Annotated in this window: 23 protein-coding genes; 5 read left to right on the top strand and 18 right to left on the bottom strand. The window is 38.0% G+C overall.

What is annotated here, in order from left to right:
- Positions 1-30: 30 nt before the first annotated feature.
- The 5 genes from rbsK to GLP24_RS11015 form a co-directional block, all read right to left on the bottom strand.
- Positions 31-957, bottom strand: a complete 927-nt coding sequence (gene rbsK / locus GLP24_RS11035) for a ribokinase (RefSeq protein WP_232576682.1) — start codon at positions 955-957, stop codon at positions 31-33.
- Between the two features lie 56 nt (positions 958-1,013).
- Complete coding sequence (gene rbsD / locus GLP24_RS11030) at positions 1,014-1,433, bottom strand: D-ribose pyranase (protein WP_232616017.1); 420 nt, start codon at positions 1,431-1,433, stop codon at positions 1,014-1,016.
- Positions 1,434-1,807: 374 nt separating this feature from the next.
- Positions 1,808-3,523, bottom strand: coding sequence for an NAD-dependent malic enzyme (locus GLP24_RS11025; RefSeq protein WP_232616016.1), 1,716 nt, complete (start codon positions 3,521-3,523; stop codon positions 1,808-1,810).
- A gap of 277 nt (positions 3,524-3,800) precedes the next feature.
- Entirely contained in the window at positions 3,801-4,142 is a 342-nt protein-coding gene (locus GLP24_RS11020) for a hypothetical protein (RefSeq protein ID WP_232616015.1), read from the bottom strand.
- 355 nt (positions 4,143-4,497) lie between these two features.
- Positions 4,498-5,961 (bottom strand): MFS transporter, encoded by a 1,464-nt coding sequence (locus tag GLP24_RS11015; RefSeq protein WP_152653325.1) that lies wholly within the window; start codon positions 5,959-5,961, stop codon positions 4,498-4,500.
- An 871-nt stretch (positions 5,962-6,832) separates the two neighbouring features.
- Between GLP24_RS11015 and trpS the strand changes: the two genes are divergently transcribed.
- On the top strand, positions 6,833-7,864 hold the full coding sequence (gene trpS / locus GLP24_RS11010) for a tryptophan--tRNA ligase (RefSeq protein WP_232613921.1): 1,032 nt from the start codon (positions 6,833-6,835) through the stop codon (positions 7,862-7,864).
- A gap of 281 nt (positions 7,865-8,145) precedes the next feature.
- The gene (locus GLP24_RS11005; RefSeq protein ID WP_232599482.1) at positions 8,146-8,691 is read left to right on the top strand and encodes a DUF2799 domain-containing protein; all 546 of its coding nucleotides are present in this window, start codon (positions 8,146-8,148) and stop codon (positions 8,689-8,691) included.
- A 78-nt stretch (positions 8,692-8,769) separates the two neighbouring features.
- Here the strand turns inward: GLP24_RS11005 and GLP24_RS11000 are convergent, their stop codons facing one another.
- The 12 genes from GLP24_RS11000 to GLP24_RS10945 form a co-directional block, all read right to left on the bottom strand.
- Positions 8,770-11,223, bottom strand: a complete 2,454-nt coding sequence (locus GLP24_RS11000; protein WP_232616014.1) for a molybdopterin guanine dinucleotide-containing S/N-oxide reductase — start codon at positions 11,221-11,223, stop codon at positions 8,770-8,772.
- Positions 11,224-11,236: 13 nt separating this feature from the next.
- The gene (locus tag GLP24_RS10995; RefSeq protein ID WP_232575382.1) at positions 11,237-12,328 is read right to left on the bottom strand and encodes a NapC/NirT family cytochrome c; all 1,092 of its coding nucleotides are present in this window, start codon (positions 12,326-12,328) and stop codon (positions 11,237-11,239) included.
- 263 nt (positions 12,329-12,591) lie between these two features.
- Positions 12,592-13,122: a type II secretion system protein gene (locus GLP24_RS19845; protein WP_269154988.1), complete on the bottom strand. Its 531-nt coding sequence runs from the start codon at positions 13,120-13,122 to the stop codon at positions 12,592-12,594.
- 300 nt (positions 13,123-13,422) lie between these two features.
- Positions 13,423-13,866: a F0F1 ATP synthase subunit epsilon gene (locus GLP24_RS10985; RefSeq protein WP_101769372.1), complete on the bottom strand. Its 444-nt coding sequence runs from the start codon at positions 13,864-13,866 to the stop codon at positions 13,423-13,425.
- A 16-nt stretch (positions 13,867-13,882) separates the two neighbouring features.
- Positions 13,883-15,268, bottom strand: coding sequence for a F0F1 ATP synthase subunit beta (gene atpD, locus GLP24_RS10980; protein WP_101769371.1), 1,386 nt, complete (start codon positions 15,266-15,268; stop codon positions 13,883-13,885).
- Positions 15,269-15,289: 21 nt separating this feature from the next.
- Positions 15,290-16,162, bottom strand: a complete 873-nt coding sequence (gene atpG, locus GLP24_RS10975; protein WP_101769370.1) for a F0F1 ATP synthase subunit gamma — start codon at positions 16,160-16,162, stop codon at positions 15,290-15,292.
- A gap of 57 nt (positions 16,163-16,219) precedes the next feature.
- Positions 16,220-17,761, bottom strand: coding sequence for a F0F1 ATP synthase subunit alpha (gene atpA, locus GLP24_RS10970; RefSeq protein WP_101769369.1), 1,542 nt, complete (start codon positions 17,759-17,761; stop codon positions 16,220-16,222).
- A gap of 12 nt (positions 17,762-17,773) precedes the next feature.
- Positions 17,774-18,322 (bottom strand): F0F1 ATP synthase subunit delta, encoded by a 549-nt coding sequence (locus tag GLP24_RS10965; RefSeq protein ID WP_045037085.1) that lies wholly within the window; start codon positions 18,320-18,322, stop codon positions 17,774-17,776.
- A gap of 14 nt (positions 18,323-18,336) precedes the next feature.
- Positions 18,337-18,807, bottom strand: coding sequence for a F0F1 ATP synthase subunit B (atpF, locus tag GLP24_RS10960; RefSeq protein WP_101769368.1), 471 nt, complete (start codon positions 18,805-18,807; stop codon positions 18,337-18,339).
- 51 nt (positions 18,808-18,858) lie between these two features.
- Complete coding sequence (gene atpE, locus GLP24_RS10955; RefSeq protein ID WP_036791577.1) at positions 18,859-19,095, bottom strand: F0F1 ATP synthase subunit C; 237 nt, start codon at positions 19,093-19,095, stop codon at positions 18,859-18,861.
- A 51-nt stretch (positions 19,096-19,146) separates the two neighbouring features.
- Positions 19,147-19,914, bottom strand: coding sequence for a F0F1 ATP synthase subunit A (gene atpB, locus GLP24_RS10950; protein WP_101769367.1), 768 nt, complete (start codon positions 19,912-19,914; stop codon positions 19,147-19,149).
- 1 nt (position 19,915) lies between these two features.
- Entirely contained in the window at positions 19,916-20,314 is a 399-nt protein-coding gene (locus tag GLP24_RS10945; protein WP_101769366.1) for a hypothetical protein, read from the bottom strand.
- Positions 20,315-20,898: 584 nt separating this feature from the next.
- Here GLP24_RS10945 and GLP24_RS10940 point away from each other — a divergent pair.
- The gene (locus GLP24_RS10940; protein ID WP_232616013.1) at positions 20,899-21,720 is read left to right on the top strand and encodes a hypothetical protein; all 822 of its coding nucleotides are present in this window, start codon (positions 20,899-20,901) and stop codon (positions 21,718-21,720) included.
- A gap of 324 nt (positions 21,721-22,044) precedes the next feature.
- The gene (locus GLP24_RS10935) at positions 22,045-22,257 is read left to right on the top strand and encodes a VF530 family protein (protein WP_101769364.1); all 213 of its coding nucleotides are present in this window, start codon (positions 22,045-22,047) and stop codon (positions 22,255-22,257) included.
- Positions 22,258-22,398: 141 nt separating this feature from the next.
- Here the strand turns inward: GLP24_RS10935 and GLP24_RS10930 are convergent, their stop codons facing one another.
- Positions 22,399-22,764, bottom strand: coding sequence for a SpoIIAA family protein (locus GLP24_RS10930; RefSeq protein ID WP_232616012.1), 366 nt, complete (start codon positions 22,762-22,764; stop codon positions 22,399-22,401).
- A gap of 1,052 nt (positions 22,765-23,816) precedes the next feature.
- Between GLP24_RS10930 and uhpT the strand changes: the two genes are divergently transcribed.
- Positions 23,817-25,205, top strand: coding sequence for a hexose-6-phosphate:phosphate antiporter (uhpT, locus tag GLP24_RS10925; RefSeq protein WP_152653317.1), 1,389 nt, complete (start codon positions 23,817-23,819; stop codon positions 25,203-25,205).
- Positions 25,206-25,280 lie beyond the last annotated feature (75 nt).

Raw genomic sequence — 25,280 nt, 5'->3', positions numbered from 1 at the left:
AATAATCACTCTGACCAAAGAGCATGATTTTTAGAGGTTGTTTGCTTGATAATCTTCAAATCTTTCAATCGTAGGATAGGATGACTGAGTCCCTTTTTCGGTGACTGAAAGCCCCGCGAAAATAGACGCCTTTTCCAGTGCTAATACCACATCCCCGGTTTGAGTAAAGAAATGTGAAAAACAACCGATAAAAGCATCACCTGCGCCTGATGTATCAACCGCATTCACTTTAATTGGCTTAGCAAGATATTCACCTGTCTTGGATATCCACAGTGAACCACGTGATCCCATCGTCACAATCAGATTCTTTAAACCATGTTCAAATAACATATTCGCAGCTTGATTGATCTCTTCAATCGTTGAAACAGGCTTACCTGTTAATATTTCAAGTTCAGTTTCATTGGGTACAAAAAAATCACATTTACAAACATATTCCAGAGATAGTTCAGGTATGGCTGGTGCAGGATTAAGTAAAACAGTGATATTGTGTTTTTGACCAAAATCAATTGCGTGATAAACCGTTTCTAAAGGCACTTCTAGCTGCAAAACAATCATATCGACATTTTTCAATTCCGCTTCCGCGCCATCAATATCTGCCGGAGTAAGATAATTGTTTGCTCCTTTTACAATTAAAATGGAATTTTGTGATGTAGTTGTATTAACAAAAATAGGCGCAACCCCCGTACTAACACCGCTCACTTTAGTCACAAACTTTGTATCTATTTGTTGGCTGCGATAATTTGCTAAACTCATCTCTGCAAATTGGTCATCACCCACTTTTGATACCATAACGACTTGTGCGCCTAATTTAGCAGCCGCGACCGCTTGGTTTGCGCCTTTACCACCATTACCAATCGCAAATGCTGTCGCTTCAAGTGTTTCTCCACTTTTAGCGATACGATCACCATAAGTAATTAAATCAACATTAGTCGAACCAATAACCGCAATTTTTTTCATATTAAATATCTTCTAGTTACGTTAAAGAAATAAACGAAGCTCACTTCCTCAATGATTTAAAAAACAACACCAGCTTGGAAAATAATATTGGCATACGGCGTATATTCTCCTGTTCTCACAACAGCACGACTTTGCGCAGTGCGTTGCTTAAATTCTTCATGAGATAAATATGAAATATGAATCGGCTTAGCCGTTACTGTACTTTCTTGATCTAAAATAGCTAACAATGCTTGATGATGAGTAGGACTGACTTCAGCAAACTCTGCAGCCATAATGACACCTTCAATTTGTGATTCTGACAAAATCACTTTCACCGTATCAAGAAAACTTGGTACACCATGGGTTAACGCAAGATCAATACGTTTTACATGTTGAGGGATCGGTAAACCTGCATCACAAATAGTGATTTCATCTGTGTGTCCTAGCGTTGCCACAAGGTATGAAAGCTCTGCATTAATTAGCGTACTTTTTTTCATTTGGTAGACCTTCTTGTTACACGTTATACCGCTCAAATTTTCTGCCTTAGTATTGATGTTTTTTAAGTGGCAGAAAAACATATCGAAACGTTTCGATGAGGATAATAAACGGACTCAAATTTTTCACCAGAGCAAAATAGAGAAGGTGTGAGAAGGATCGCTTTCAACTGCAATAAAATAACTAAAATATCTATTTAGCTCACAGTTTTACAATCGAAACGTTTCGATATTAAAAAAGTATCATATCAATCTGTATACGATTATTTATAAAAACACACTGGTATTAATAATTAAGCGCATGATTTATAAAATAAAAAGCCACATTCAATTAAGAATATGGCTTTTTTATCACGCATGATTACAAAACAGCGTGGTTATACTCGTCGATACGGCAAATAGACAGGTTCCCACATATGTTCAGCTAATGCTTGCTCAAGATCTTGATCTCGTAAGTGACAACAAGCATCTGTTGCTTGCATCTGAGCTAAAATTGAATAAGCAACATGAATAGAAACGGCTTTCAACGCACTAATGCGAGGGTAAATACACCCATTTGCAATATCTTCATCACTTACACACTCAGCAAGTGCATAAGACGCAGTGGTAAACATATCTTGAGTAATTTTTGCCGTTTGCGACACAATAGACGCTAAGCCAACACCAGGGAAAATAAAGACATTATTGCCCTGTCCAATGCGGTATTGATGCCCATTATATTCTACATCAGAGAATGGACTGCCGGTTGCGACGATAGCTTGTCCATCACTCCAATGATAAATCGCTTCAGGAATAGCCTCACAATTGGCGGTAGGATTAGAGAGTGGGAATATAATCGGTCGTGGCGTATATTCCATCATTTTCTGAATATGATCAGCAGTAAATGAACCACCAATACCACTGGCACCTAACAATACGGTGACTGGATGGTTATTAATAAGCTCGGTTAAACTAATCTTACCCAACTCAGCGGCATGCCATCCGGCGGAAATTGAACGTGATTTAGCATAGCGACGTTTATAATCGTCTAAACCATCGCGATCATCAAACACGACACCTTTAGAATCGAGAATGAAAATCTTCTCACGAGCAGAATGATGCGTACAACCTTCTTTTAGTAACCCTGCATAGATTTGATCAGCAACTCCTACGCCACCCGCGCCAGCGCCGTAGATCACATAGGTTTGATCCACTAATCGTTCTTGTTTGATCTTACATGCACCCAAAATACCGGCAAGAACAACCGAGCCAGTACCTTGAATATCATCATTAAATGATGGCAAACTATCTTCGTAATCACTTAGATTATCAAACGCATTGGCTTTACTAAAATCTTCCCATTGCAATACTGCTTTTGGAAAATGGCGTTTTACTTGTTGTACAAATGATTTAATAAAGCGTTTATAAGCATCACCACGAAGCCGTTTACGTGAAATGCCTAAGTACATTGGATCATCAAGCAGCTCTTGGTTATCAGTACCTACATCTAACACAATCGGTAAACAATGGGCAGGGTGAATGCCAGCACCTAAAGTATAGAGTGATAACTTACCAATCGGGATCCCCATTCCACCAACGCCTTGATCACCAATGCCTAAAATGCCTTGGCTATCGGTTACGACAATAATTTTAATGTCTTTACCCATAAAATGGCGCGACATCTCACCCATTGCACCGACATTATCTTCAGTAATATATAACCCACGTGCTTTTTGATAACGATGGCTAAATTCTTGACATGCTTTGCCGACAGTAGGGGTATAAATGATAGGCGTCATTTCTTCTACATGGCGAGAGAGTAACGCATAAAAAAGGGTTTCATTACGATCTTGAAGCGAACGTAAAAAGAGGTATTTTTCAATATCAGTAGACGCATTACTAAAGCCGTCATAGACACGGTTAAGTTGATCATCAAACGTTTGTACTCGCGGGGGTAATAATCCCGTTAATTGAAAAGCATCGCGCTCTTCTTGAGTAAAAGCCGTACTCTTATTTAAAGTGCGATCATTGAGTAACTCGGTGCCTGTTAATGACACAGGACGAAACACGTTCCCTTGCGAATCTTTCCATCTGAGGTACTTACCGATAGTCATATTCTATCTCCGTATATAACAACCATAGCAACACACTTTATGATCACAGATAACCATAACGACAGTTATACGTAATGATAAAGCCATAATATAAAATGGAGTGTATATCCAACCACTTTATAAAAATGTGAACAGTCGCATTTTTAATCATATTGACGATTAAAAATACCCACTTAATTAGTTTGCTATGCGGAGTTAGTTTGTTATACGAAGAAAGGGATCAATAAAACATTATTCAAGACGGCCAAACAATCAAAAGACTTAATTTTCGCTCAGACTAAAGATTTTCACGCCTAATCGCGACTTTATCACAACAAAATGGCGTAATCTTTAGATTATCACGCGCCTGTAGATCAGCATCACTATACAGCTGATATTTTAATCGCTGAAAAAAACCATTCTTATAGTTAACACCTGTAGTGCTGATAATGGCCAATATCTGCTGAAATTCAATATATCTAAAATCATAAATCAACTGCAATTTATGCGATGAGTTAATGTTTACTGACTGAATATATTGGTTGGTCTTCAATGTAGCTAACATCACATCAACACTCACACTGGAATCTATGATATAGCAACAACGATGATGGGGTTCTATAACGATTGAAGGTTTCATTAGCTAGACCTTATTGCCAATAAGAAGCAATTAATAACAACACAAAAATTACAGCAATAAACTTCAATAATAACCCTAAACTTGCCCCGCCTTTTGGGGCCTTATTACAACAACTCATCTTGACCTCTACTCTCTGCTATCAATCTATTTAGTAGCATCATAAGGATTACACTTAGGGGAAGGTCAATAAATAGATACCTAAAATTACGACTTAAAAGGCAATAACCACTGCAAACATCGCTAATATAATTAACGGCAATAACTAAAACTATCAATCAGCAAAATATAAATATAAATATAAAAAAGGCACCAGTCATTAACTGGTGCCTTTCAATAAATACGTTAATATCGGTAATTACATACTTTCGATATTTCTACCTGATGTTTCAAAACGGTATTTATGCGTTACCCATGCGCCTAATAATGACGTCACAACTAGGCATAATAAGAGCGTAAACACACCAATTCCATGTAATAGAATAGGAAATAAGAAAGCCGTTAAAATAGCACCAAATTTAGCAATTGATGCTGCAAAACCTGCTCCTTTCGCTCTGATTTTCACCGGAAAAATCTCACCTGAAATCAAATATGTTTGTGCATTTGGGCCTAAATTATTCATAAAATTAAATAACATAAAACCTAAAAACAGCATGTACATCTGATAATCACCATGCATTTTCACTGAAACAGCCGCACACAGTAAACCTACTGCACAACCAATAAAACCATAAATTTGCAGTTTCATACGGCCAACAGATTCTGAAAAAATAATCGCACAGATAACACCAACAATAAGCAAGCAGTCAATGACAGCAGTACCTTTTGCTAAGTAAACCGTATTAGCAATGATGTTATGTAGCGCGTCACCACCAGTTGCTTGATGAGGATCAAGTACAGATGCAAGAATAACAGGCGTAAAAATACCAATACCATAAGTACCAAGATCTTGAATAAACCAAGGCACTGATGCCAAAATAGTTTTTGCGCGATATTTTTCCTTAAATAATCGCTTATAACCATGTATCCAAGAAGTTAATTCAACTTCGTCACTCGGTACATCTTCAATTGGCATTGTCGACTGTTGAGATCGCTCTAATAATCGCTTAAGTGATATTTCAGCGTCAGCCTTACGATTTTTAGACAAAAGCCAATGCGCACTTTCTGGAATAAAGAAACGTGCAACCGTAATCGCCAACGATGGAATCAAAGCAATAACATACATCAACCGCCATGCATTGATGTCGTTTACGTACGTCAATACAAAAATACCGGTTAAAATACCAAGTAAAACACCAATAGACTGAAATGCAAACGCACCCAAAACCAACTTACCGCGGTTTTTGGATGGAATACTTTCAGATATCATTAAGTGCGCCGTAGGATAATCACACCCTAAAGCTAAACCAATGCCAAAGTTAAACACTAAAATACTCAAATAAGACTGGCTAGTCGCCATGCCTATCAAACATATAGAGAGTAAAGCCATCTCAATAATGAACATTCTCTTACGTCCATAAAGATCAGATAGCCCACCCAGAGCACTTGCTCCAATTAAAATACCAAACAGAATCGAGGAACTAATTATACCTTTCTGTAGCTCTGTTAAATGAAATTGTAGGGTCAATAATGGTAGCGTTAACCCCATCATAAAAACGATCATACCCTCAAAAAACTTGCCAAATGTTGCTAATAACCAAATTCGCCATTGCACACGTGTCATTGACATTGAATATTTATTAGTGACTGAATTACTGATGGATATTCCATCAATATAATTCTGGATCGTGTTTTTCGGTTGAATCTCTATTTTTTGATTCATGTTAAAATCAACAATGCTTATTGTCTTAATTTAGACGAATATCAGTATTAAAGTTGGCTGTATATAAACATATATCACAACCAAAGATGAAATTTATTTTCTAAATGCCATTAACCGTCATTATGAACCCATGATTGCCTTGTTGACTACAAGATGCTAATAAAAATTCAAAACCAACCAAAAAATAAAATATAATCAAAGAGTTATATTTAAATAAAAAACAATAAAAATAGTGTCTAGTTGTCTATTTTTAGGTTTATTTTATATTTCAAGATCAAAAATAAAATATAAAATACTATTTATTATGTCTATATAAACTAATATTTGAACAATATTAGTTATTTTTTAATACAAATTAAATCAAACGACCTTTCATTTGCTCATTTTATTAGAAAAAAAACGCGCCTCAAGTATGATTATACTTTCTCGTTGTTAATTAAAAGACACGCTTCATTTATATGATCACAACAAAATATAAATACATTATTACACTCCAGTAATTATTATTACAATATTAGCACCTGTAACATCAGCTTATTTACATGTCGTTTTAACTTCATAAAGACTACAAATTTTTAAAGTCACATTAAATCTAAGCATTAGAACTAGAAACATAATCAATCAATAAAAAACATCATCCATTTCTTTGATGATTCATCTTGTTTATTTTAATTTATTTTGATACGTTTACAGTATGATAAAGATAACAAGCAAGACCTTACCCCTTTTCTTTTGGTGGCGCTCTTCATAGAGCGGCGCTGATATAGAGTTATCTTTCTATTTCATTTTGCCGCCGGAAGGTTGCAAATGAATACGCCTAATCTTATCCGTATTTCCTCTCCTCTCCGGCCGCACTTTTTCGGAGAAACATATGAACACCCAAGCATCAATCACACCAGATCAACATCAACCGATTATTCTTACTGGCGACCGTGCAACAGGGCAGCTTCACCTTGGTCATTACGTTGGCTCATTACAACAACGAGTACAATTACAGCATCAATACCAACAGAATATTTTAGTGGCTGATATGCAAGGCCTTACTGACAACGGTCATAATCCACAGAAGGTGGCAGACAATATTCTTAATGTTGTCGCTGATTATTTAGCGGTTGGTATTGATCCAAAACTTACCACAATTTGTCTACAATCTGCGATTCCCGCTCTTGCTGAATTAACCATGTATTACTCTAACATCGTTTCTATTGCACGTTTAGAACGTAACCCTACCGTTAAAAGTGAAATTCAATCTAAAGCTTTCGGCCGTTCTATTCCTGCTGGATTTTTAACTTATCCTATTTCTCAGGCAGCGGATATTACTGCATTTCGTGCAAGTTTAATTCCTGTCGGTGATGACCAATTACCGATGCTTGAACAAACAAATGAAATTGTCAGAAAAATAAACACCATTGCAGGTAAGAATATTTTAGTTGAGTGCCAACCACTATTGAGTAAAGTCGCTCGCTTACCAAGTACTGATGGTAAAAATAAAATGTCTAAATCAATGGGTAATACCATCACATTAGGTGCTAATAGTAAGACTATTTCGCAAGCGGTAAAATCAATGTATACCGATCCTACCCATCTTCGTGTTGAAGATCCTGGCTGCGTTGAGGGCAATATTGTATTTACTTACCTTGATGCTTTCCACCCAGATGGCGCTTATATTGAAACGTTGAAACAGCAATATCGTCAAGGTGGTTTAGGTGATGGAACAACAAAAAAAATATTAGAACAATGCCTACAAGATTTAATCTCACCAATACGCGAACGTCGCGCTGATTATTTAAATAATAAAGACTATCTCATTGAGGTGCTAAAGTCTGGCACTGAACATGCTAACCAACAAACCCAGCAAGTTTTAACAGATATTAAAACGGCCTTTGGTTTGAATTTGTTTTAATCATTAGCGATATCTATAACCGTTAAATATAGGTATCGCTTTTAATTAACACACTCTATTAATATATTAAATAATAGCACTAGCAATTAATTAGCCTTTTTATTACCAGAAAATCACTGTTATTTATGCATAGATATTAGTATTAAAAATACCTTACTTTATTTTTAATTGTGATCCCTTTAAAATACTCCATTTTATTCATTATAAGATAATCATTCATGACGATAAAATCACTCACTATTACACTTATATTATGCTCAACGGTAAGTGCATGCTCCGTAATGAATGAACAAGAATGCCAAGCGGCAAATTGGTCAGCTTTAGGCTATGTCGATGGTTCACAAGGCGCATCAGCCAATCAATTTAATGAACGTAGCTCTGCGTGCTCTGAATATAAGGTTCATGCTAACTTTAACCAATATCAAGCAAGTTATCAGCAGGGATTAATAACATACTGCACTGAAAGTCATGGCTTTTTTGTTGGTTCAAATGGCAATAGCTATCTTGGTGTTTGTCCACAATCGACCTCAGCTCTATTTTTACGGGGTTATCATAAAGGACAACAATTATTCACGTTAAAAAACAAAGTAACTCAAGCCGAGCAAGCATTACAAAATGAACAATATGATAGTGAATATCAACAACAGCGATTGACTAAATTAAAAAACAGTATCATTTACGATAAGTTAACGGCTCGAGAAAGACAGCAGAAATTAGAAAAAATAGAAGAAATTAATCAACAACCTAATTTAATAAAAAAGCAAAAAGCACAATTAAACCGATTAAAAAAAGAATTAGCTAAACTAGAATTAGTGCAGCGTGATTGAAAATATCTTTTTTATTAAATAGTTACAAAAAAGCCGAGTATTAATACTCGGCTTTTTTAAATCAGGTTACACTACTAGCTAACCATTTTTAGGTGGTGTAAACGCAGTTAGTGTTGGAGCAACACCCGTGAATTTCTCAATTTTCACTACACCAGAATTACCACAGTTACCATTACCTAAACGTGATGTTGGAATATCCATCGTTAATACGTTTGCTCCACCATTTTTACACATACCCGTCTTAGGATCTAAATCAGGCCATGCACCTTCATGGATACATACGCTGCCTTTTTTAATACCATCAGAAACAAAAGCACCAACCAAAACTTGGCCGCGTTGGTTATAAGCGCGAACTAAATCGCCATCTTTAATACCACGAGCTTTTGCATCTTCTGGATGGATCGTAATCGGTTCACGGTTCTGTACCGCATATTGTTTACGAAGATCAGCATAGTTAAACTGACTGTGCAAACGGTGTGCTAAGTGTGATGTCATTAACTGCAATTCACCATCATTGTAATTAAACATCCACTCTGTTGGCTCCATCCATACTGGATGTGGAGGACAATCATCTAACTTAAAGCTTTCAATCGTTTTAGAGAAGATCTCAATTTTACCACTTGGCGTACCCAATGGGCTCATGATTGGATCTTTACGGAAATCAGCAAAACGTACAAACTCGGCGTTCTTTGCATTCCACTTCATTTCAATAAGTTTGTTTGCTTCCCAAAACTTAGAGAAATTCATCATAGGAACACGCGCGTTACGGCCGCCTTTTTGTGCTGTTTTATAGAAATCACGCAGCCATTCCATCTCCGTTTTGTTTTCCATATACACATTTCGACCACCGGGTTTTAGGTGTTCTGCCATATCAGCAAACACCTCTAAATCACTACGCGCTTCGTTTTGTGGTTCAACCACTTGCTTCATTGGCACAAGGTGTTGATTAGAGTAATCCCCTGTCATCGTCATATCATTACGCTCAAATGAGGTCGTAATAGGTAGCACGATATCCGCATGTTTAGCCGCAGCCGTCCAGTATGGTTCTGAAATAACGATCAATTCAGGTTTTTGCCATGCTTTGATCAAACGGTTAGTATCTTGGTGATGGGTAAAGTTAGCACCGCCCGCCCACCAGATCATTTTTAGCTCAGGGAAGGTTAGCATATGGCCATTATGTTGATACTCTGTTCCCGGTTTTTCTAAACATTCAACAATACGCGCAACAGGGAAAGCCGTCACAGAACCTTGAACAGCCCAGTCATTACCACCGGCTGAGCTTGCACCTAAAGATGGTGACATTGCAGGTAGAACACCAGCGTCACGCGTCGGATTACCACCATTAGAGTAATGGTATGAATAGCCGAAACCACCACCAGGTAAGCCAACTTGACCAAGCATTGAAGCAAGCACCGTTAGCATCCAGTGACGTTGCTCACCATGTTGCTGACGTTGCATTCCCCAACCAGCCATAAGCATAGTGCGGTTTTCTTTAAAGATCTTAGCCAGTAATTCCATTTGTCTTGCTGGCACACCACAGATAGCTTCTGCCCATTGAGGGCTTTTCTCGATGCCGTCTTCTTTACCCATTAGGTAGGCTTCAAATTGCTCAAAGCCTACAGTGTATTTAGCGAGGAATTCAGTATCGTGCTGTTGTGTTTTAATCAACTGATAAGCAATACCCATCATCATCGCCACATCAGATTGCGGGTTAGGTGCAATCCATTGTGCTTTATCACCAAAGAATTCAGCGGTTTCTGAACGCATTGGGTCAATGATAATAACAGTTTTGCCTGATTTCTTTAGTTGATGGAAAAACTCAAGACCTTGACCATCGCTTGAAGACCATGCGATTTTTAACGTATTAATGGGGTTCAAGCCCCACAACACAACCACATCGCTATTTTCTAAAATTACAGGGTAAGTAGTTTGTTGTTCATAGACTTCAATCGAGCCAACAACATGCGGCATAATAACTTGAGCCGCACCCGTAGAATAGTCGCCTAAGTGACCCGCATAACCACCCGACATACTCATGTAACGCTGAAGTAATGTTTGTGCTTTGTGCAATACACCACTTGAACGCCAGCCATAAGAGCCCGCAAAGATAGACTCAGGGCCATAAGCTTTACGAATACGCATATGTTGTTCATGGATCAGCTTATATGCCTCATCCCATGATACTCGCACAAATTCATCACTACCACGTACACCTTGAGGATCACTTGGATTTTCTAAGTAACCTTTACGTACCATTGGATACTTAACACGCGCTTTGGTGTAAACCTGTGAAGGACCTGTTTGTTGTAAGCTGTTGGGTACAGTTTGCGCTAAGCCGCTTTTGGTTGAGATAAGTTGGCCATCTTTAACTTCACAAAGCAAAGGTCCCATACGGCCAGCTGTTAGCACCAAAGAATCAGTACGACCAAGCGTAGCAGCATTAACCGATAACGGAGCGATAGAGGTGATTGCTAATGCACCAGCAGATGCACTTGCGCCTTTTAAAAAGCCGCGACGAGTAATAGTTGTCATAGTCACCACTCCCTTATTGATGAGTTGCCACGTCTTTCGCGTGGTTTTGGAAGAATTTAGTTAAGATCTCAAGGTTTAACTCAGAGATATCAGTACGAGCGCCCATGCTTTTTGCAACAGGTCCCCAAGAGTTAACAGTGAAGTGATTGGCAGGAATTTTAGCGTGACAAGTTGCACAGTAAACATTATCTAATTCTTCTGCGTAGTCCCATAGAGGTTGATTAGAAGCAAGAACAGGCGCATCAATAATGCCTGTTAGCTCAGCACTACGCCATTGATTACCATAAGCATCAGTCTTAGCATCGCCCAGTTTTAATGCTTTAATACCCGCATCAGTCAAAGTCGCGATAATTGAACGTTGACCTTCACCCATATAGATAACAGATTCTGCGCCTTTCATTTGGTAGCCAGAAACAGTAACAGTGCGTTGGTTATCTTTATACGCAACCGTGGTTAATTCAACCGTCGGATTAATCGTCGCAAGATCAGCCATTTTGATAGTTTTAATTGGGTAAACGTTTACTGCATCTGCTTTAGTATTTTTAGCCATGTCAAAAAGGTGATCAAAAGCGGAGGTATCTAGCGTAGCTTGTGGTGCAAAGTGGGCAACACCTTTATGACAATCAATACAAGTTTGGTTATTTTCTCTTCCGTATGCATGCATTTTTTGTGCACTAGCAGATTGGTCGTAAGTTTCCATTGCATCAAAGCTGTGGCAAGAACGACAAGTAGCAGAATCGTTTTCACGCATTTGCTCCCATACGGTTTCAGCCATTGCTAAACGGTGATCTTCATACTTAGCATCAGTATCAATTTTACCCGTAACAAATTCATGGTAGATATCTTTAGAAGCTCGAACCTTAGTAATTAAATAATCAATAGGATCTTTAGGGATATGGCAATCAGCACATTCTGCACGAATGCCTTTTTGATTACTAAAGTGAACTGAACCTTGATATTCAGCGAGTGGTTTTTGCATCGTATGGCACGATACACAAAATTCAGTACTAGAGGTTGCATGAAGTACAGCTTGTGTACCCCCTAAAGTTATCCAACCAATAATAATGCCGATAACAGCAATTAAAGCAATATAGCGTTTTTTCATAAGTATGATCCTTTAGTTAGCCTTGTTATATGTGTGGCTATTTAAAGGATTTTACATTTTTATATTACATATTTATTCATAATTGGTCTTTTTTCATTTCAATCTGTGTCTTAATTCTCATAAATGACATTTTTTCAATAAAAATTCACTTTTAATGATTTATTATTATACATATTTCAAATTAAAAATAGATAGAGTGCAATGAGTCACATCTATCTATCCTTCTTTGATAAATTTCACTCTCAGGGTAACTATAAATACAATCAGCAGCCAGATGTGACTAATTTATATTGCGGTATATTCCATGGCCCATCATGAGGATTAAGGAAACCATAAGATAAATAACAGTTCGATTTTTCAATATCTGCAGGACTTGTTGCATTAAAAGCAGTCGCTGTTTTTGGCGTTAAATATATAGGAGAGAAAAAGCCCGCATAACCTAAAATATTCCAATCAGTACGACTAACATTAAGAATTCGTTCTATATTTTCTTTACCTGCGGTTATATACCCAAAATGCAAAGCAATTGGTTGCCCATCAATGATGATTTGATTTTTTCCAGCATTACCATCGCCGCCGCCATCTTCTCTTTGAGATTGCTCTAACCCTTTCATTGCAGCTTTTGCATAAACCATTTCATTAGCGGCTTTTAAACTACCTTCAAGCCCTTTCAAATCAGCAATGCGTGCTTCCTGCTGTAATCCCATGAACTTAGGCGCAGCGACAACGGCTAAGATTCCTAGAATAACAATCACAACCACCAATTCAATTAATGTAAAACCTTTATTTCTCATTTTATCTCAATAATCGCGACTATTAACAATTATCAACATACACCAGAATGTGACATCAATCACACAAAAAAAAACACAAAAAAAGCCCCTGCTCTCGGTACAGCGCAGGGGCTTTAGATAGTGATGGTAAACTGAACGTCCACCTATAATAAATAACATCCTGTATATTTATTATATTGTCCCTTGGTATTAGGCTGGAGACCTATAGAGACGGGGACCAATAAGAATAAGACAATAACCACACATTAAAACAAGGGTGATTGAGTTACAACGCACGGTTAACGTTTTATTCCAACTGGTTTAACGGCGCATTTGTTTCTGCGTTAATTCAACTGCACGTAATTGTGCCATTGCTTTCGCCAGATCCATTTCCGCCATTGCGAAGTTAACATCATCAGCATGCCTGTTGATGTTTTCTTCGGCGGCGCGACGAGCTTCATCAGCGCGGGCTTGATCGATGTCCTTCCCATGCATTGCCGTATCGGCAAGTACAGTTACTACGTTGGGCTGAACTTCAACTATACCGCCAGAAATATAAAGGATTTCTTCGGGATCCTTCAGATTTATGACAAAACTCGCTACACCTGGTTTTAATCGGCTTAATAACGGAGAGTGACCAGGGCGAATACCCAACTCACCATCGGAGCCTGAAACTGCCAGCGCGTGGGCTGGACCAGAGAACAAAGATCCCTCAGCACTTACGATATTGAGTTGGAACGTGTTCTCAGTAACGCCAATAGCCATAATGACTCCTTAAGCCTTATAAGGTTTTCGCTTTTTCGAGTACATTTTCAATGCCACCACAGTACAAGAATGCTTGTTCTGGAATGTCATCATACTCACCGCTTAATAAGCCTTTAAAGCCTATGATTGTCTCTTTAAGAGAAACAAAAATACCTTTTTGACCTGTAAATACTTCCGCTACGTGGTAAGGCTGCGTTAAGAAACGTTCAATCTTACGTGCACGAGATACAGTTTGCTTATCTTCTTCAGATAGCTCATCCATACCAAGAATAGCGATAATATCTTTTAATTCTTTATAACGCTGAAGCACAGTTTGTACGCCACGAGCAACATCATAATGCTCTTGACCAACAACCAAAGGATCAAGTTGACGTGAAGTCGAATCCAGTGGGTCAATCGCAGGGTATAGACCTAATGCTGCAATATTACGTGACAATACAACCGTCGCGTCAAGGTGAGCAAACGTAGTTGCTGGTGATGGGTCAGTTAAGTCATCGGCAGGTACATATACCGCTTGAATAGAAGTAATAGAACCTGTTTTAGTCGATGTAATACGCTCTTGCAATACACCCATTTCTTCAGCAAGTGTTGGTTGATAACCTACCGCTGATGGCATACGGCCTAGCAATGCTGATACTTCTGTTCCTGCCAAAGTGTAACGATAAATGTTATCGATAAATAACAATACATCACGGCCTTCATCACGGAAACTTTCTGCAACAGTTAAACCCGTTAATGCAACACGTAGACGGTTACCTGGGGGCTCGTTCATCTGACCATAAACCATGGCTACTTTATCCAGTACCCCAGCGTCTTTCATCTCGTAATAGAAGTCATTACCTTCACGAGTACGCTCACCAACACCTGTAAATACTGATAAACCTGAGTGCGCTTTAGCAATGTTGTTGATAAGTTCCATCATGTTAACGGTCTTACCTACACCCGCACCACCAAACAAACCAACTTTACCACCTTTAGCAAACGGACAAATAAGGTCGATAACCTTAACGCCAGTCTCTAGTAATTCAGAGCTGCTTGATTGTTCTTCATAAGAAGGTGCAGCACGGTGAATGGCATATTTTTTCTTTTCACCAATTTCACCACACTCATCGATTGGAGTACCCAATACGTTCATGATACGGCCAAGAGTTTCTTCACCTACAGGTACAGAAATTGGCGCTTTAGTATTAACCACTTCTAAACCACGACGAAGACCGTCTGATGAACCCATTGCGATACAACGTACAACACCGCTACCAATTTGCTGCTGCACTTCTAGAACAAGCGCTGCATGCTCACTGTCACTCAGGGTAAGCGCATCATATACTCGTGGCACGCTATCTTGATTAAATTCAACGTCAACGACAGCGCCGATGACTTTGACAATCTTACCAGTACTCATTTGATGTCCTTAAAATTCTGTTTAAACGGCTTGTGCCCCAGAGACGATTTCACTTAGCTCTTGGGTAATTGCTGCTTGACGGGCTTTGTTATATACAAGCTGAAGATCATTAATCAGCTCACCCGCGTTATCTGTTGCAGCTTTCATTGCAACCATTCGTGCGGCTTGTTCACAAGCGATACTCTCAACGGTACCTTGATAGACTTGTGATTCGATATAACGAAGCATCAATTCATTGAGGATCGGTTTAGGATCAGGCTCATAGATATAATCCCAACGGCTTGCTTTATTCACATCATCTGATGCTTCTTGTTCAAGCTTAGGGTTAGGTAACAACTGGGTTACTTTTGGCATTTGCACCATGGTGTTTACAAATTGGTTGTAAACGAGGAACAAACGGTCAATTTTGCCTTGGTCGAAAAACTCCAACATGGCATTAACCGGGCCTAAAATATCTTCCAGTTTTGGTGAATCACCAATACCTGATGTTTGTGCAATCACGTTGCCGAAGCGATGGAAAAACGAAATTGCTTTTGAGCCGATCAAGGTGGTATCTACATCAACCCCTTGATCTTGCCACTGGCGCATATCGACCAACGCTTTCTTGAACAAGTTAATGTTCAAACCACCACATAATCCTCGATCTGAGGAAATAATGATGTAAGCGACTCGTTTTACTTCACGCTCTTCAAGATAGGGATGCTTATATTCCAACGAACCAGAAGTTAAGTGTCCGATCACCTTACGCATATTCTCTGCGTAAGGGCGGGTTGCTTCCATGTTATGTTGAACTTTACGCATCTTACTTGCGGCAACCATTTGCATTGCACTAGTGATCTTTTGCGTATTTTGTACGCTAGCGATTTTAGTGCGGATCTCTTTTGCATTTGCCATGGTTAGCTCCTATCTACATTCATACTGCGTCGTCTAGACGGAAAATATTCGCGTTACTTAGTACGACTGCGTATCAACGAATGTTTTTAGAAGCTGATGTAGACTTGCTTCGATATCATCGTTGTAATCACCTGATTCATTAATAGAAGCAAGCAACTCTGCATGTTGACTCTTAGCAAATGCCATTAATGCTTCTTCAAACGCACCAATTTGAGATAACTCAACACTGTTTAAATAACCTTTCTCAGCAGAGAAGATAGCAAGTGCTTGTTCCGCTACAGACATTGGCGCGTACTGCTTTTGCTTCATCAGTTCTGTTACTTTCTCACCGTGATCAAGCTGCTTACGGGTCGCATCATCAAGGTCAGATGAGAACTGAGCAAATGCTGCAAGTTCACGATACTGTGCCAATGCTGTACGAATACCACCAGACAGTTTCTTAATGATCTTAGTTTGCGCAGCACCACCAACACGAGACACTGAAATACCTGGATCTACCGCTGGACGTAAACCTGCATTAAACAAGTTAGTCTGAAGGAAGATCTGACCATCAGTAATCGAGATTACGTTTGTTGGTACGAAAGCAGATACGTCACCCGCTTGGGTTTCGATAATCGGCAATGCGGTTAATGAACCGGTTTTACCTTTTACTTCACCATTAGTAAATTGCTCAACATAGTGTGCATTTACACGTGAAGCACGTTCTAGCAAACGGGAGTGAAGGTAGAAAACATCACCAGGATAAGCTTCACGGCCTGGTGGACGCTTAAGCAATAGTGAAATTTGACGGTAAGCAACGGCTTGTTTTGATAAATCATCATAAACAATCAATGCATCTTCACCGCGGTCACGGAAATATTCGCCCATAGTACAACCAGCATAAGGTGCTAGGTACTGTAATGCTGCGGCTTCTGAAGCAGAGGCAACCACGATAATAGTATTTTGTAGTGCGCCGTTTTCATCTAACTTACGTACTACGTTAGCAATAGTTGATGCTTTTTGACCGATAGCGACATAAACAGAGTAAATACCAGAATCTTTCTGATTAATGATGGCATCAATCGCCATCGCTGTTTTACCTGTTTGACGGTCACCGATGATAAGCTCACGCTGACCACGGCCGATTGGCACCATTGCATCAACGGCTTTGTAACCGGTTTGAATAGGCTGATCAACCGATTTACGTTCAATAACACCTGGAGCAATAATTTCTACTGGCGCAAAACCGTCATTCTCAATAGCGCCTTTACCATCAATAGGTTGACCTAGGGTATTAACAACACGCCCTAATAAACCTTTACCAACAGGTACTTCAAGAATACGACCTGTACCGGTCACTTTCATGCCTTCAGCAAGATCAGCATAAGGACCCATAACTACCGCACCAACAGAGTGACGCTCTAAGTTAAGTGCCAATGCATAACGATTGCCAGGTAGCTCAATCATCTCACCTTGCATAACATCAGCAAGGCCATTGATATTAATAATACCGTCGCTTACAGAGACGATAGTCCCTTCGTTACGTGCTTGACTTGTCACGTTGAAGGTTGCGATTCGTTGTCTAATTAAATCGCTAATTTCGTTAGAGTTTAGTTGCATATCTATTACCTATTACGCCTGAAGGCTCGTTGCGAGTCGGTTGATAGAGCTTTTAAGCGTACCGTCAATCACCAGTTCACCAGCGTTGATCAGTATGCCGCCTATTAGCGTTTCATCGATGTGGCAATCAAGCTCAACACTACGATTTAATTTTTTCTGCAGCGCCTGTACTAAATTGGCTTGTTGTTGAATGCTTAATGGCTCAGTAGTAGTGACATGCGCAGTAACCATGCGTTCATAATCATCTTTAAGCTCATGAAACAATTCGACAACCTGAACGATCACATTTAGACGTCCATTTTCAGCCATTACTTTGATCAGGTTCTGGCCATGTTCGTCCAGTAGACCTTCACAAACGCCCAAGAACATGTCAGTAAACGCTGCTGAATCATTAGCACCAAACTGTTCGCTGTCTTCAATCTGCTGAGCAATGATTGGTTGACTAGCAACCGTTGCTGCGATGGTCAACATTTGCTCCCATTGTTCCAATGCCTGATTAGCAACCGCATAATCAAATGCAGCTTTGGCATAGGGCTGAGCAATGGTTAGTGGATCTGACATAATGCGCTCTCCGCTTACATATCCGTGATAAGTTTATTAACGAGATCGCGGTTAGCATCAGTATCCAAATTGCGATTAATCAGTTTCTCTGCAGTTGCAATGACCATATCGGACATTTCAGCACGTAGTTCCTGACGAATGCGATTACGTTCGCTTTCTAACTCAGCTTGACCTTGCGCTACAAGACGGGCTTTTTCTTTCACGCCTTCAGCTTGGGCATCTTCGATAATCTGTGCTCGACGCTTATTACCTTGCTCAACTAACTCACTCGCACTTTTCTTCGCATCTTCAAGAACTTTGGCACCATTTGCTTTCGCGATGTCGAGTTCTTTTGCTGCGTTTTCAGTATGAATAAGTCCATCGGCAATATCACGCTGGCGTTGTTCTATTAACGCAGTAAGCGGCGGCCAGACATATTTCATACATAACCAAACAAAAATCACAAAGGAAATTGCTTGACCAAGCATGGTTGCATTTAAATTCATACCATCCTCACTATTTAAATAACGTTATGATAAATAACGGTAGTTTAGCTATTAAGCTACAGCAAAGATGATGTAAAGGCCGATACCAACACCAATCATAGGAACCGCATCGACAAGACCCATCATGATAAAGAACTGCGTACGTAACATCGGCATAAGATCTGGTTGACGAGCAACACCTTCAAGATATTTACCCGCTAAATTACCAATACCAGCAGCCGCACCTGCAGCGCCCAAACCAATCAGTAGTGCACCAGCAACATAAAGAACTGCACTTACAATATCCATGAATGACTCCAAAATTATTAAATAGTTAAAATGTAAATCGAACTTAGTTTATTAATGCTCTTCTGTTGCCATCGCAAGGTACACAACGGTTAGTACCATAAAAATGAAGGCTTGAAGGAACACAATAAGAATGTGGAATAGTGCCCATGGAACGCTGAGCGCCCATTGCATCCACCACGGCATCAACGCTATTAAGATGAAAATCATTTCACCTGCGTACATGTTGCCGAACAACCGAAGACCGAGAGAAATTGGTTTTGATATTAATGTCACTAACTCCAAAACTAAATTCACCGGGTAAAGCCATGGACTTTCAAAAGGTTGTGTCGTGAGTTCTTTAATAAAACCACTTAATCCTTTTGCTTTTAATGTGTAAATTATGATTAACATAAACACACCAAGCGCCATTGACATCGGCACATTGACATCGGCAGAAGGTAATTCACGGAAATGCTCAAAACCAAGTAAGCGAGCAAGTGCAGGAATAAAATCAACTGGCAATAAGTCAATTGCATTCATTAAGAAAACCCAAACGAAAATAGTTAATGCTAATGGACCAATTAACTTATCTTTTGTTTGAAATATTTCCTTAACAAGGTTGTTTACAAATTCATAGGTTATTTCAATAAAACATTGCAATTTACCAGGAACGCCACTGGTTCCTCGTGAAGCAACATATCTAAAGACACCGATAAACAGTAAACCTAACAACCAAACCATGAACATGGAGTCAATGTTAATGCTCCAAAAACCCTTACCCACAGTGAAGAATGTTAGATGATGCTCAATATAATCGTGAGCGGTAGTTACTGATTCCACCTTACGTCATCCTAAATTGAGGTTTGTTAAGTATCGGAGTTAAAAAACATCCTAAAAATGTAACGCTATAGGCCAATAACATAATTTTGTTATCAACCGGTATAAAACGAGCCACAGCTAATATCATTAAAGCGGTATAAACCCATTTAACCAACGTGTTAAGCTTGGCTAAATATCTAATATTAACGTCTTTATTTATCTTCAATTTATATGCCGCACTACCAAGTCCGAGCAATGAAGGAATAATGGCAATCGCAACACCTATAATTGCAGATTTCATACCAAACGTGTCATTTGTAATACAAATGGATATTATAAACAAAAATCCAAGTATTGACTGCCCGAGTAATATGATTTTTGCTGCAGAAAGAATATCGTTACAACCAGAGTCTGCTTTCATATTTAAATCCTCTACACCCTGTATCTTAACTATTACAACTCCTTTCTTACTTGTGTTTATTACAGAAAATATAAAACCGTTAATTAATCCTTATCAACACCATGTACAGGTTGAAGCAACATGAATACTGAATCATTTTTAATTTATCGTTCTTCTTAATGAAATTTCAAACGTCGATCTTATTTAAAAATATTAGAATAAGTTACATTTATTAACACACTTCGCTAATGATCTTATTTTTCAATACGTTTAAGCTAACTCTCTGCCGTATGAAATCTACCTGATCAGTTTTACGATATCCATTAAAATAAATGCAAACAATGTTTACTATTTTTGGTGCTTGATGTTGCAAGCTAATATTTCCATTATAATGTACATATTACGCATAACTAATCATTAATATATCTTAACTTATGTTTACATTAAAGAGATCTCTCCGTTTGTATTAACCCTATATAAAAAAACGTTATTTTCTCAACAAGTGGATCATCTTCATTTCAACATAAGTAATTAACCGATACATTAAGAATCACATTGTTAACAAAAAAGCACCATTATAAACTCTTTTTAGAAACCAAAATATAATGACGAAAAAAAAAGACACCTTTGTCGGGAAAGCAGAAAATCGCCATCAACAACAGTACAGCTATGCGTTTTTTGATTATATAAACGCCAAAACAAAAGGTACGATCACTTGTCCTATACATGGGAATTTTGATCAACGACCCGATATTCACCTTGCCGGGCATGGCTGTCCTACCTGTTCGGGTAAGCTAAAAAAGAATATTGGTGATTTTATAGCTCAAGCAACAACCATTCATGGCGGTAAATATTCTTATATGGGATTTATCTATAAAGGGGCATTACAGAAAGGGGTTATATATTGTCAGATTCATGGTGATTTTGAACAATGTCCTAACGCACATCTTGCAGGAAAAGGCTGTCCAAAATGTGCATCGTCTTATCATCACTCACAAACAGTATATATAACAAAGGCTAATAAAATTCACCATAATCGCTATCAATACTCTAATGTGAACTACACGAGTGCGCTCCAAAAAATAGACATAACGTGTCTTATTCATGGTGATTTTTCTCAACGTGCTGATGCTCATTTACGTGGTAGTGGCTGTCCAAAATGTGTGAACAACAATCAAAAAAAAACCACAAAACAATTTATCATTGATGCAAGAAAAATTCATGGCAATCGGTATAACTATTCATTATTTGAATATCAAAATATGCGAACAAAAGGTATTATTATTTGCACTATTCATGATCAATTCACCCAATTACCGACCAACCATCTTGCAGGTAGTGGCTGTCCAAAATGTGCATTACAAAGAAGAAAAAAAATCAGTCAGATAAATAACCAACCGCCAATTAAATTATTACAATCTTATTGATAATAAAAATAAAATACCGCTTATTCTTCTTAAGAAGAAAGCGTAAAGCATATAGTTTTTATCGTATTATTATTAATCATCGATCGCAGTCGATTGTCTTAAATATATAAAGCATTTATTTTTAACGTTACCATTAATAAAATAGCTCAATCATGTCGATTATATTTCAGGTAATTTAAAGCCTCTCAATACATCGATCCCTACACGCCGCAGTTTAGCTATAATGCATACCACTAAAAACGACAGTGGGTTATCTGACCATTGTCAGTTACACTACGACGACTCACTCAACATCTTAAATTAGTCACTCAGACGGCATATACCATGACACAGAAAAATAACCCGCTACACGGCATTACCTTAGAGAAAGTATTGGTTGAACTTGTAGAGCATTATGGTTGGAATGAACTAGGTGCACGTATTAACATTCGTTGCTTTAATGATGATCCAAGCATCAAATCAAGTCTTAAGTTCTTACGTAAGACTGAATGGGCACGTACTAAAGTTGAAAGTTTATACCTTGATATGCATCGCTAATAACCAGATATAAAAAAGCCGCTACATTCTTCGCTCATTGAACGAAAAATGTAGCGGCTTAGTAAACTTAATAGGGTATTAGTATTAACACATAAGGCTTCGACAACCACTAACTGACGCTATAATTGATATTAAATTGACTTATTGCAGTTGTAAAAACGTGATCGCTTGTGGCTTTTCAGCAAAAGTAAAGTATTCAATATCTATGTTACGAAATAATGCATCTTCAATTTTAACTACTTTTTCGATCCAGCTAGCATCTGCAACAACCGCGACTTGAGTAATATGCTTTAAGCCTGCATAAACAAGATACTTTAATTCTTCTATAATTGCGGCTAATTCAATACCCGAAAAATTGTTAATTTCTTCATAGATAACAATTCCACCATGATCGACAGTTTTCGCTTCCGCATCCATCAAAACGCGCTTCATGTCATCTTCTGTTACTTTTCCTGATAACGTAAAAGCCACCGCATTATCAATGCCAATATCAATCATAGTTAACATATAACATTCCTTCTTCAATATTACGTCAATAATTAACCTTTATCTTTAGTTACTATGCTCTTTTATCCGCACAGCTTCAGCCACTAAACGCCAATGTTTACTCAAAATCATATTACAACAATAATAATTATAACCTATCAACTCGCTAGAATAGTTACCCACTTTTTTTGTGGATAACAGTGATTTATATTTAGATATCAATACTATATTATTTTCAATAGCAAATATTTAAAAATAAAAAAGCCGCACTGTGTAAGTGCGGCTAGGATGTTGCACTTAATGTACTTATACATAGCACATCAAGTTTATTACGCTTCGTCACTCATTACGTTGAGCTGGCGTGTCCGATAACTATGTATGGACCCATATTTTGACGAAGAAGCAAGAATTTTGCGGTATTACTATCCAAATTGTTAACAACTAAGAGTGTTACCTTAGAAGCTTTTACGTATTTCACTTACTGTTACGCGTTGCAACTTGATTGCTATTAATAACGGGTTAAATAGGTCTACCAATAACAACCGGAACCTGAATCTCTAAGTTAGATGAAAACAGCTTATTTCCTCCGTAAGCTTGATGATATATCTCAGGTCAGGTTAATTAAACTATGGTAGATAAATCGATAATAGGCAAATTTAAAAATGTAATCTTTAACAAAAATCATAATCAATAATGATATCTACCTGTGAATTATATTAATAATCAATATATTACAAAATTATAATATGATAAAAAACAGTTAAATACCTAATAAAATTTTGTTACTAATAATCATTGTCAATAATACTATTTATAATTCATTCTTATAATTTGATTGCTTTCTGTGAAAACGTACTCATAATATTAAAATATTTACGCCCTAAACTCATCAAAAATGAAACCAAAGATTTCATAGCAAATATCAAAAAACGTGATCTAACTTTGAGATTTAAAATTCCACAAAAAAACTAGGAAAAATTCTTAATCCATTTATCAATAGTATCGGTATCGTCTCGCTATAGTGATTTGTCTTATTAATACAAATCTTATTTAAGCCCTAAGAGATCCAGCCGATGGAATTATCAATACTTAAACGAGTCCGCAAGCCCACGCTTGACCTATCGCCAAAAGAACGTCGTAAACTATGGTTTTCTCCTTTTTTAAAGTCCTATTTAGTAGTTTTCGTTAGTTATATGGCCATGTATTTGGTCCGTAAAAACTTCAACATTGCCCAGAATGACATGATTTCTGATTACGGCATGAGTTTAACCCAGCTTGGTACTATCGGTCTTGGATTCTCAATTACTTACGGTGTTGGTAAGACTGTTCTAAATTACTGGTCTGGCGGTAAGAATGCGAAAAACATTCTTCCTTTAGGTCTCTTATTATCAGGTTTTTGTATTCTTGGTATGGGCTTAGTCATGGGACCAAGTTCTAGCCAATTTATTATGATGACCATCCTTTATGCCGCATCTGGTTTCTTCCAATCAGGTGGTGGTTCAAACTCAGTAGTAACCATTACTAACTGGACACCACGTAATCGTCGTGGCCTTGGCGTTGGTTTCTGGAACATATCACATAATGCCGGTGGTGCATTAGCCGCTGCTGTTGCTATGTTTGGTGCTGATTACTTCTTTGGTGGTGATGTAAAAGGGATGTTCATTTTCCCAGCAATTATCGCTATCATTATTGCAATCATCGGCTTCTTTATGGGTAACGATAGCCCTGAAGCTTATGGTCTTGGTACTGTAGAAGAACTTTTTGAAGAACCCATTTCAGAAGAAGATAATGCAGTTAAAGAAAACAAACTGACTAAAATGGAAATTTTTAAGAAATATGTTCTCTTTAACAAAGTGATCTGGTTACTTTGTTTTGCTAACGTCTTTCTTTATATCGTACGTAGCGGTATTGACCAATGGTCAACAGTTTATGCACACCAAATTTTAGGTTTCTCTAAAGATGTTGCAAACTCTGGCTTTACCATGTTTGAAGTGGGTGCTTTAGTTGGTACATGTTTATGGGGTCTATTATCAGACTTATTTAATGGTCGTCGTGGCGCGGTATCTTGCATTGCTTTAATTGGTATTGTATTTACCCTAGGTTACTACCAACACGCTGATTCTATCTTTGCTTATAAAGCATCATTATTTGCACTTGGCTTCTTAGTATTTGCACCGCAATTACTTATTGGTGTGGCAGCTATCGGTTTTGTACCAAAACAAGGTCTAGCCGCAGCTGACGGTGTTAAAGGTACATTTGCTTACCTAATTGGTGATTCATTTGCAAAAATTGGTCTTGGCTATATTGCAGAAGGTAACCCATTCTTTGGTCTTGATGGCTGGACTGGTACTTTTGCCGCAATTAAAGCTGCTGCGATCGCTTGTTTTGTATTAATGGCTGTTGTTGCTTTATTTGAAGAAATTAAAATCCGCAAATTAGCACAACAACCCGCTGTAAATTAATACTACTTTAAATAATAAAAACGCCTATCATTAAATTAATGGTTGGCGTTTTTTATTATCAATAACAATATATAT

The organism is Photobacterium carnosum, assembly GCF_021236965.1.
Classification (GTDB): Bacteria; Pseudomonadota; Gammaproteobacteria; order Enterobacterales; family Vibrionaceae; genus Photobacterium; species Photobacterium carnosum.
Note: the sequence above shows the minus strand (reverse complement) of the source record. Positions and strands in the feature narration are given on the sequence as shown.

Excerpts from the sequence above, each read along its gene's own strand:
- rbsK (WP_232576682.1), bottom strand. The coding sequence starts at position 957 with ATGAAAAAAATTGCGGTTATTGGTTCGACTAATGTTGATTTAATTACT.
- rbsD (WP_232616017.1), bottom strand. The coding sequence starts at position 1,433 with ATGAAAAAAAGTACGCTAATTAATGCAGAGCTTTCATACCTTGTGGCA.
- GLP24_RS11025 (WP_232616016.1), bottom strand. The coding sequence starts at position 3,523 with ATGACTATCGGTAAGTACCTCAGATGGAAAGATTCGCAAGGGAACGTG.
- GLP24_RS11020 (WP_232616015.1), bottom strand. The coding sequence starts at position 4,142 with ATGAAACCTTCAATCGTTATAGAACCCCATCATCGTTGTTGCTATATC.
- GLP24_RS11015 (WP_152653325.1), bottom strand. The coding sequence starts at position 5,961 with ATGAATCAAAAAATAGAGATTCAACCGAAAAACACGATCCAGAATTAT.
- trpS (WP_232613921.1), top strand. The coding sequence starts at position 6,833 with ATGAACACCCAAGCATCAATCACACCAGATCAACATCAACCGATTATT.
- GLP24_RS11005 (WP_232599482.1), top strand. The coding sequence starts at position 8,146 with ATGAATGAACAAGAATGCCAAGCGGCAAATTGGTCAGCTTTAGGCTAT.
- GLP24_RS11000 (WP_232616014.1), bottom strand. The coding sequence starts at position 11,223 with ATGACAACTATTACTCGTCGCGGCTTTTTAAAAGGCGCAAGTGCATCT.
- GLP24_RS10995 (WP_232575382.1), bottom strand. The coding sequence starts at position 12,328 with ATGAAAAAACGCTATATTGCTTTAATTGCTGTTATCGGCATTATTATT.
- GLP24_RS19845 (WP_269154988.1), bottom strand. The coding sequence starts at position 13,122 with ATGAGAAATAAAGGTTTTACATTAATTGAATTGGTGGTTGTGATTGTT.
- GLP24_RS10985 (WP_101769372.1), bottom strand. The coding sequence starts at position 13,866 with ATGGCTATTGGCGTTACTGAGAACACGTTCCAACTCAATATCGTAAGT.
- atpD (WP_101769371.1), bottom strand. The coding sequence starts at position 15,268 with ATGAGTACTGGTAAGATTGTCAAAGTCATCGGCGCTGTCGTTGACGTT.
- atpG (WP_101769370.1), bottom strand. The coding sequence starts at position 16,162 with ATGGCAAATGCAAAAGAGATCCGCACTAAAATCGCTAGCGTACAAAAT.
- atpA (WP_101769369.1), bottom strand. The coding sequence starts at position 17,761 with ATGCAACTAAACTCTAACGAAATTAGCGATTTAATTAGACAACGAATC.
- GLP24_RS10965 (WP_045037085.1), bottom strand. The coding sequence starts at position 18,322 with ATGTCAGATCCACTAACCATTGCTCAGCCCTATGCCAAAGCTGCATTT.
- atpF (WP_101769368.1), bottom strand. The coding sequence starts at position 18,807 with ATGAATTTAAATGCAACCATGCTTGGTCAAGCAATTTCCTTTGTGATT.
- atpE (WP_036791577.1), bottom strand. The coding sequence starts at position 19,095 with ATGGATATTGTAAGTGCAGTTCTTTATGTTGCTGGTGCACTACTGATT.
- GLP24_RS10945 (WP_101769366.1), bottom strand. The coding sequence starts at position 20,314 with ATGAAAGCAGACTCTGGTTGTAACGATATTCTTTCTGCAGCAAAAATC.
- GLP24_RS10940 (WP_232616013.1), top strand. The coding sequence starts at position 20,899 with ATGACGAAAAAAAAAGACACCTTTGTCGGGAAAGCAGAAAATCGCCAT.
- GLP24_RS10935 (WP_101769364.1), top strand. The coding sequence starts at position 22,045 with ATGACACAGAAAAATAACCCGCTACACGGCATTACCTTAGAGAAAGTA.
- GLP24_RS10930 (WP_232616012.1), bottom strand. The coding sequence starts at position 22,764 with ATGTTAACTATGATTGATATTGGCATTGATAATGCGGTGGCTTTTACG.
- uhpT (WP_152653317.1), top strand. The coding sequence starts at position 23,817 with ATGGAATTATCAATACTTAAACGAGTCCGCAAGCCCACGCTTGACCTA.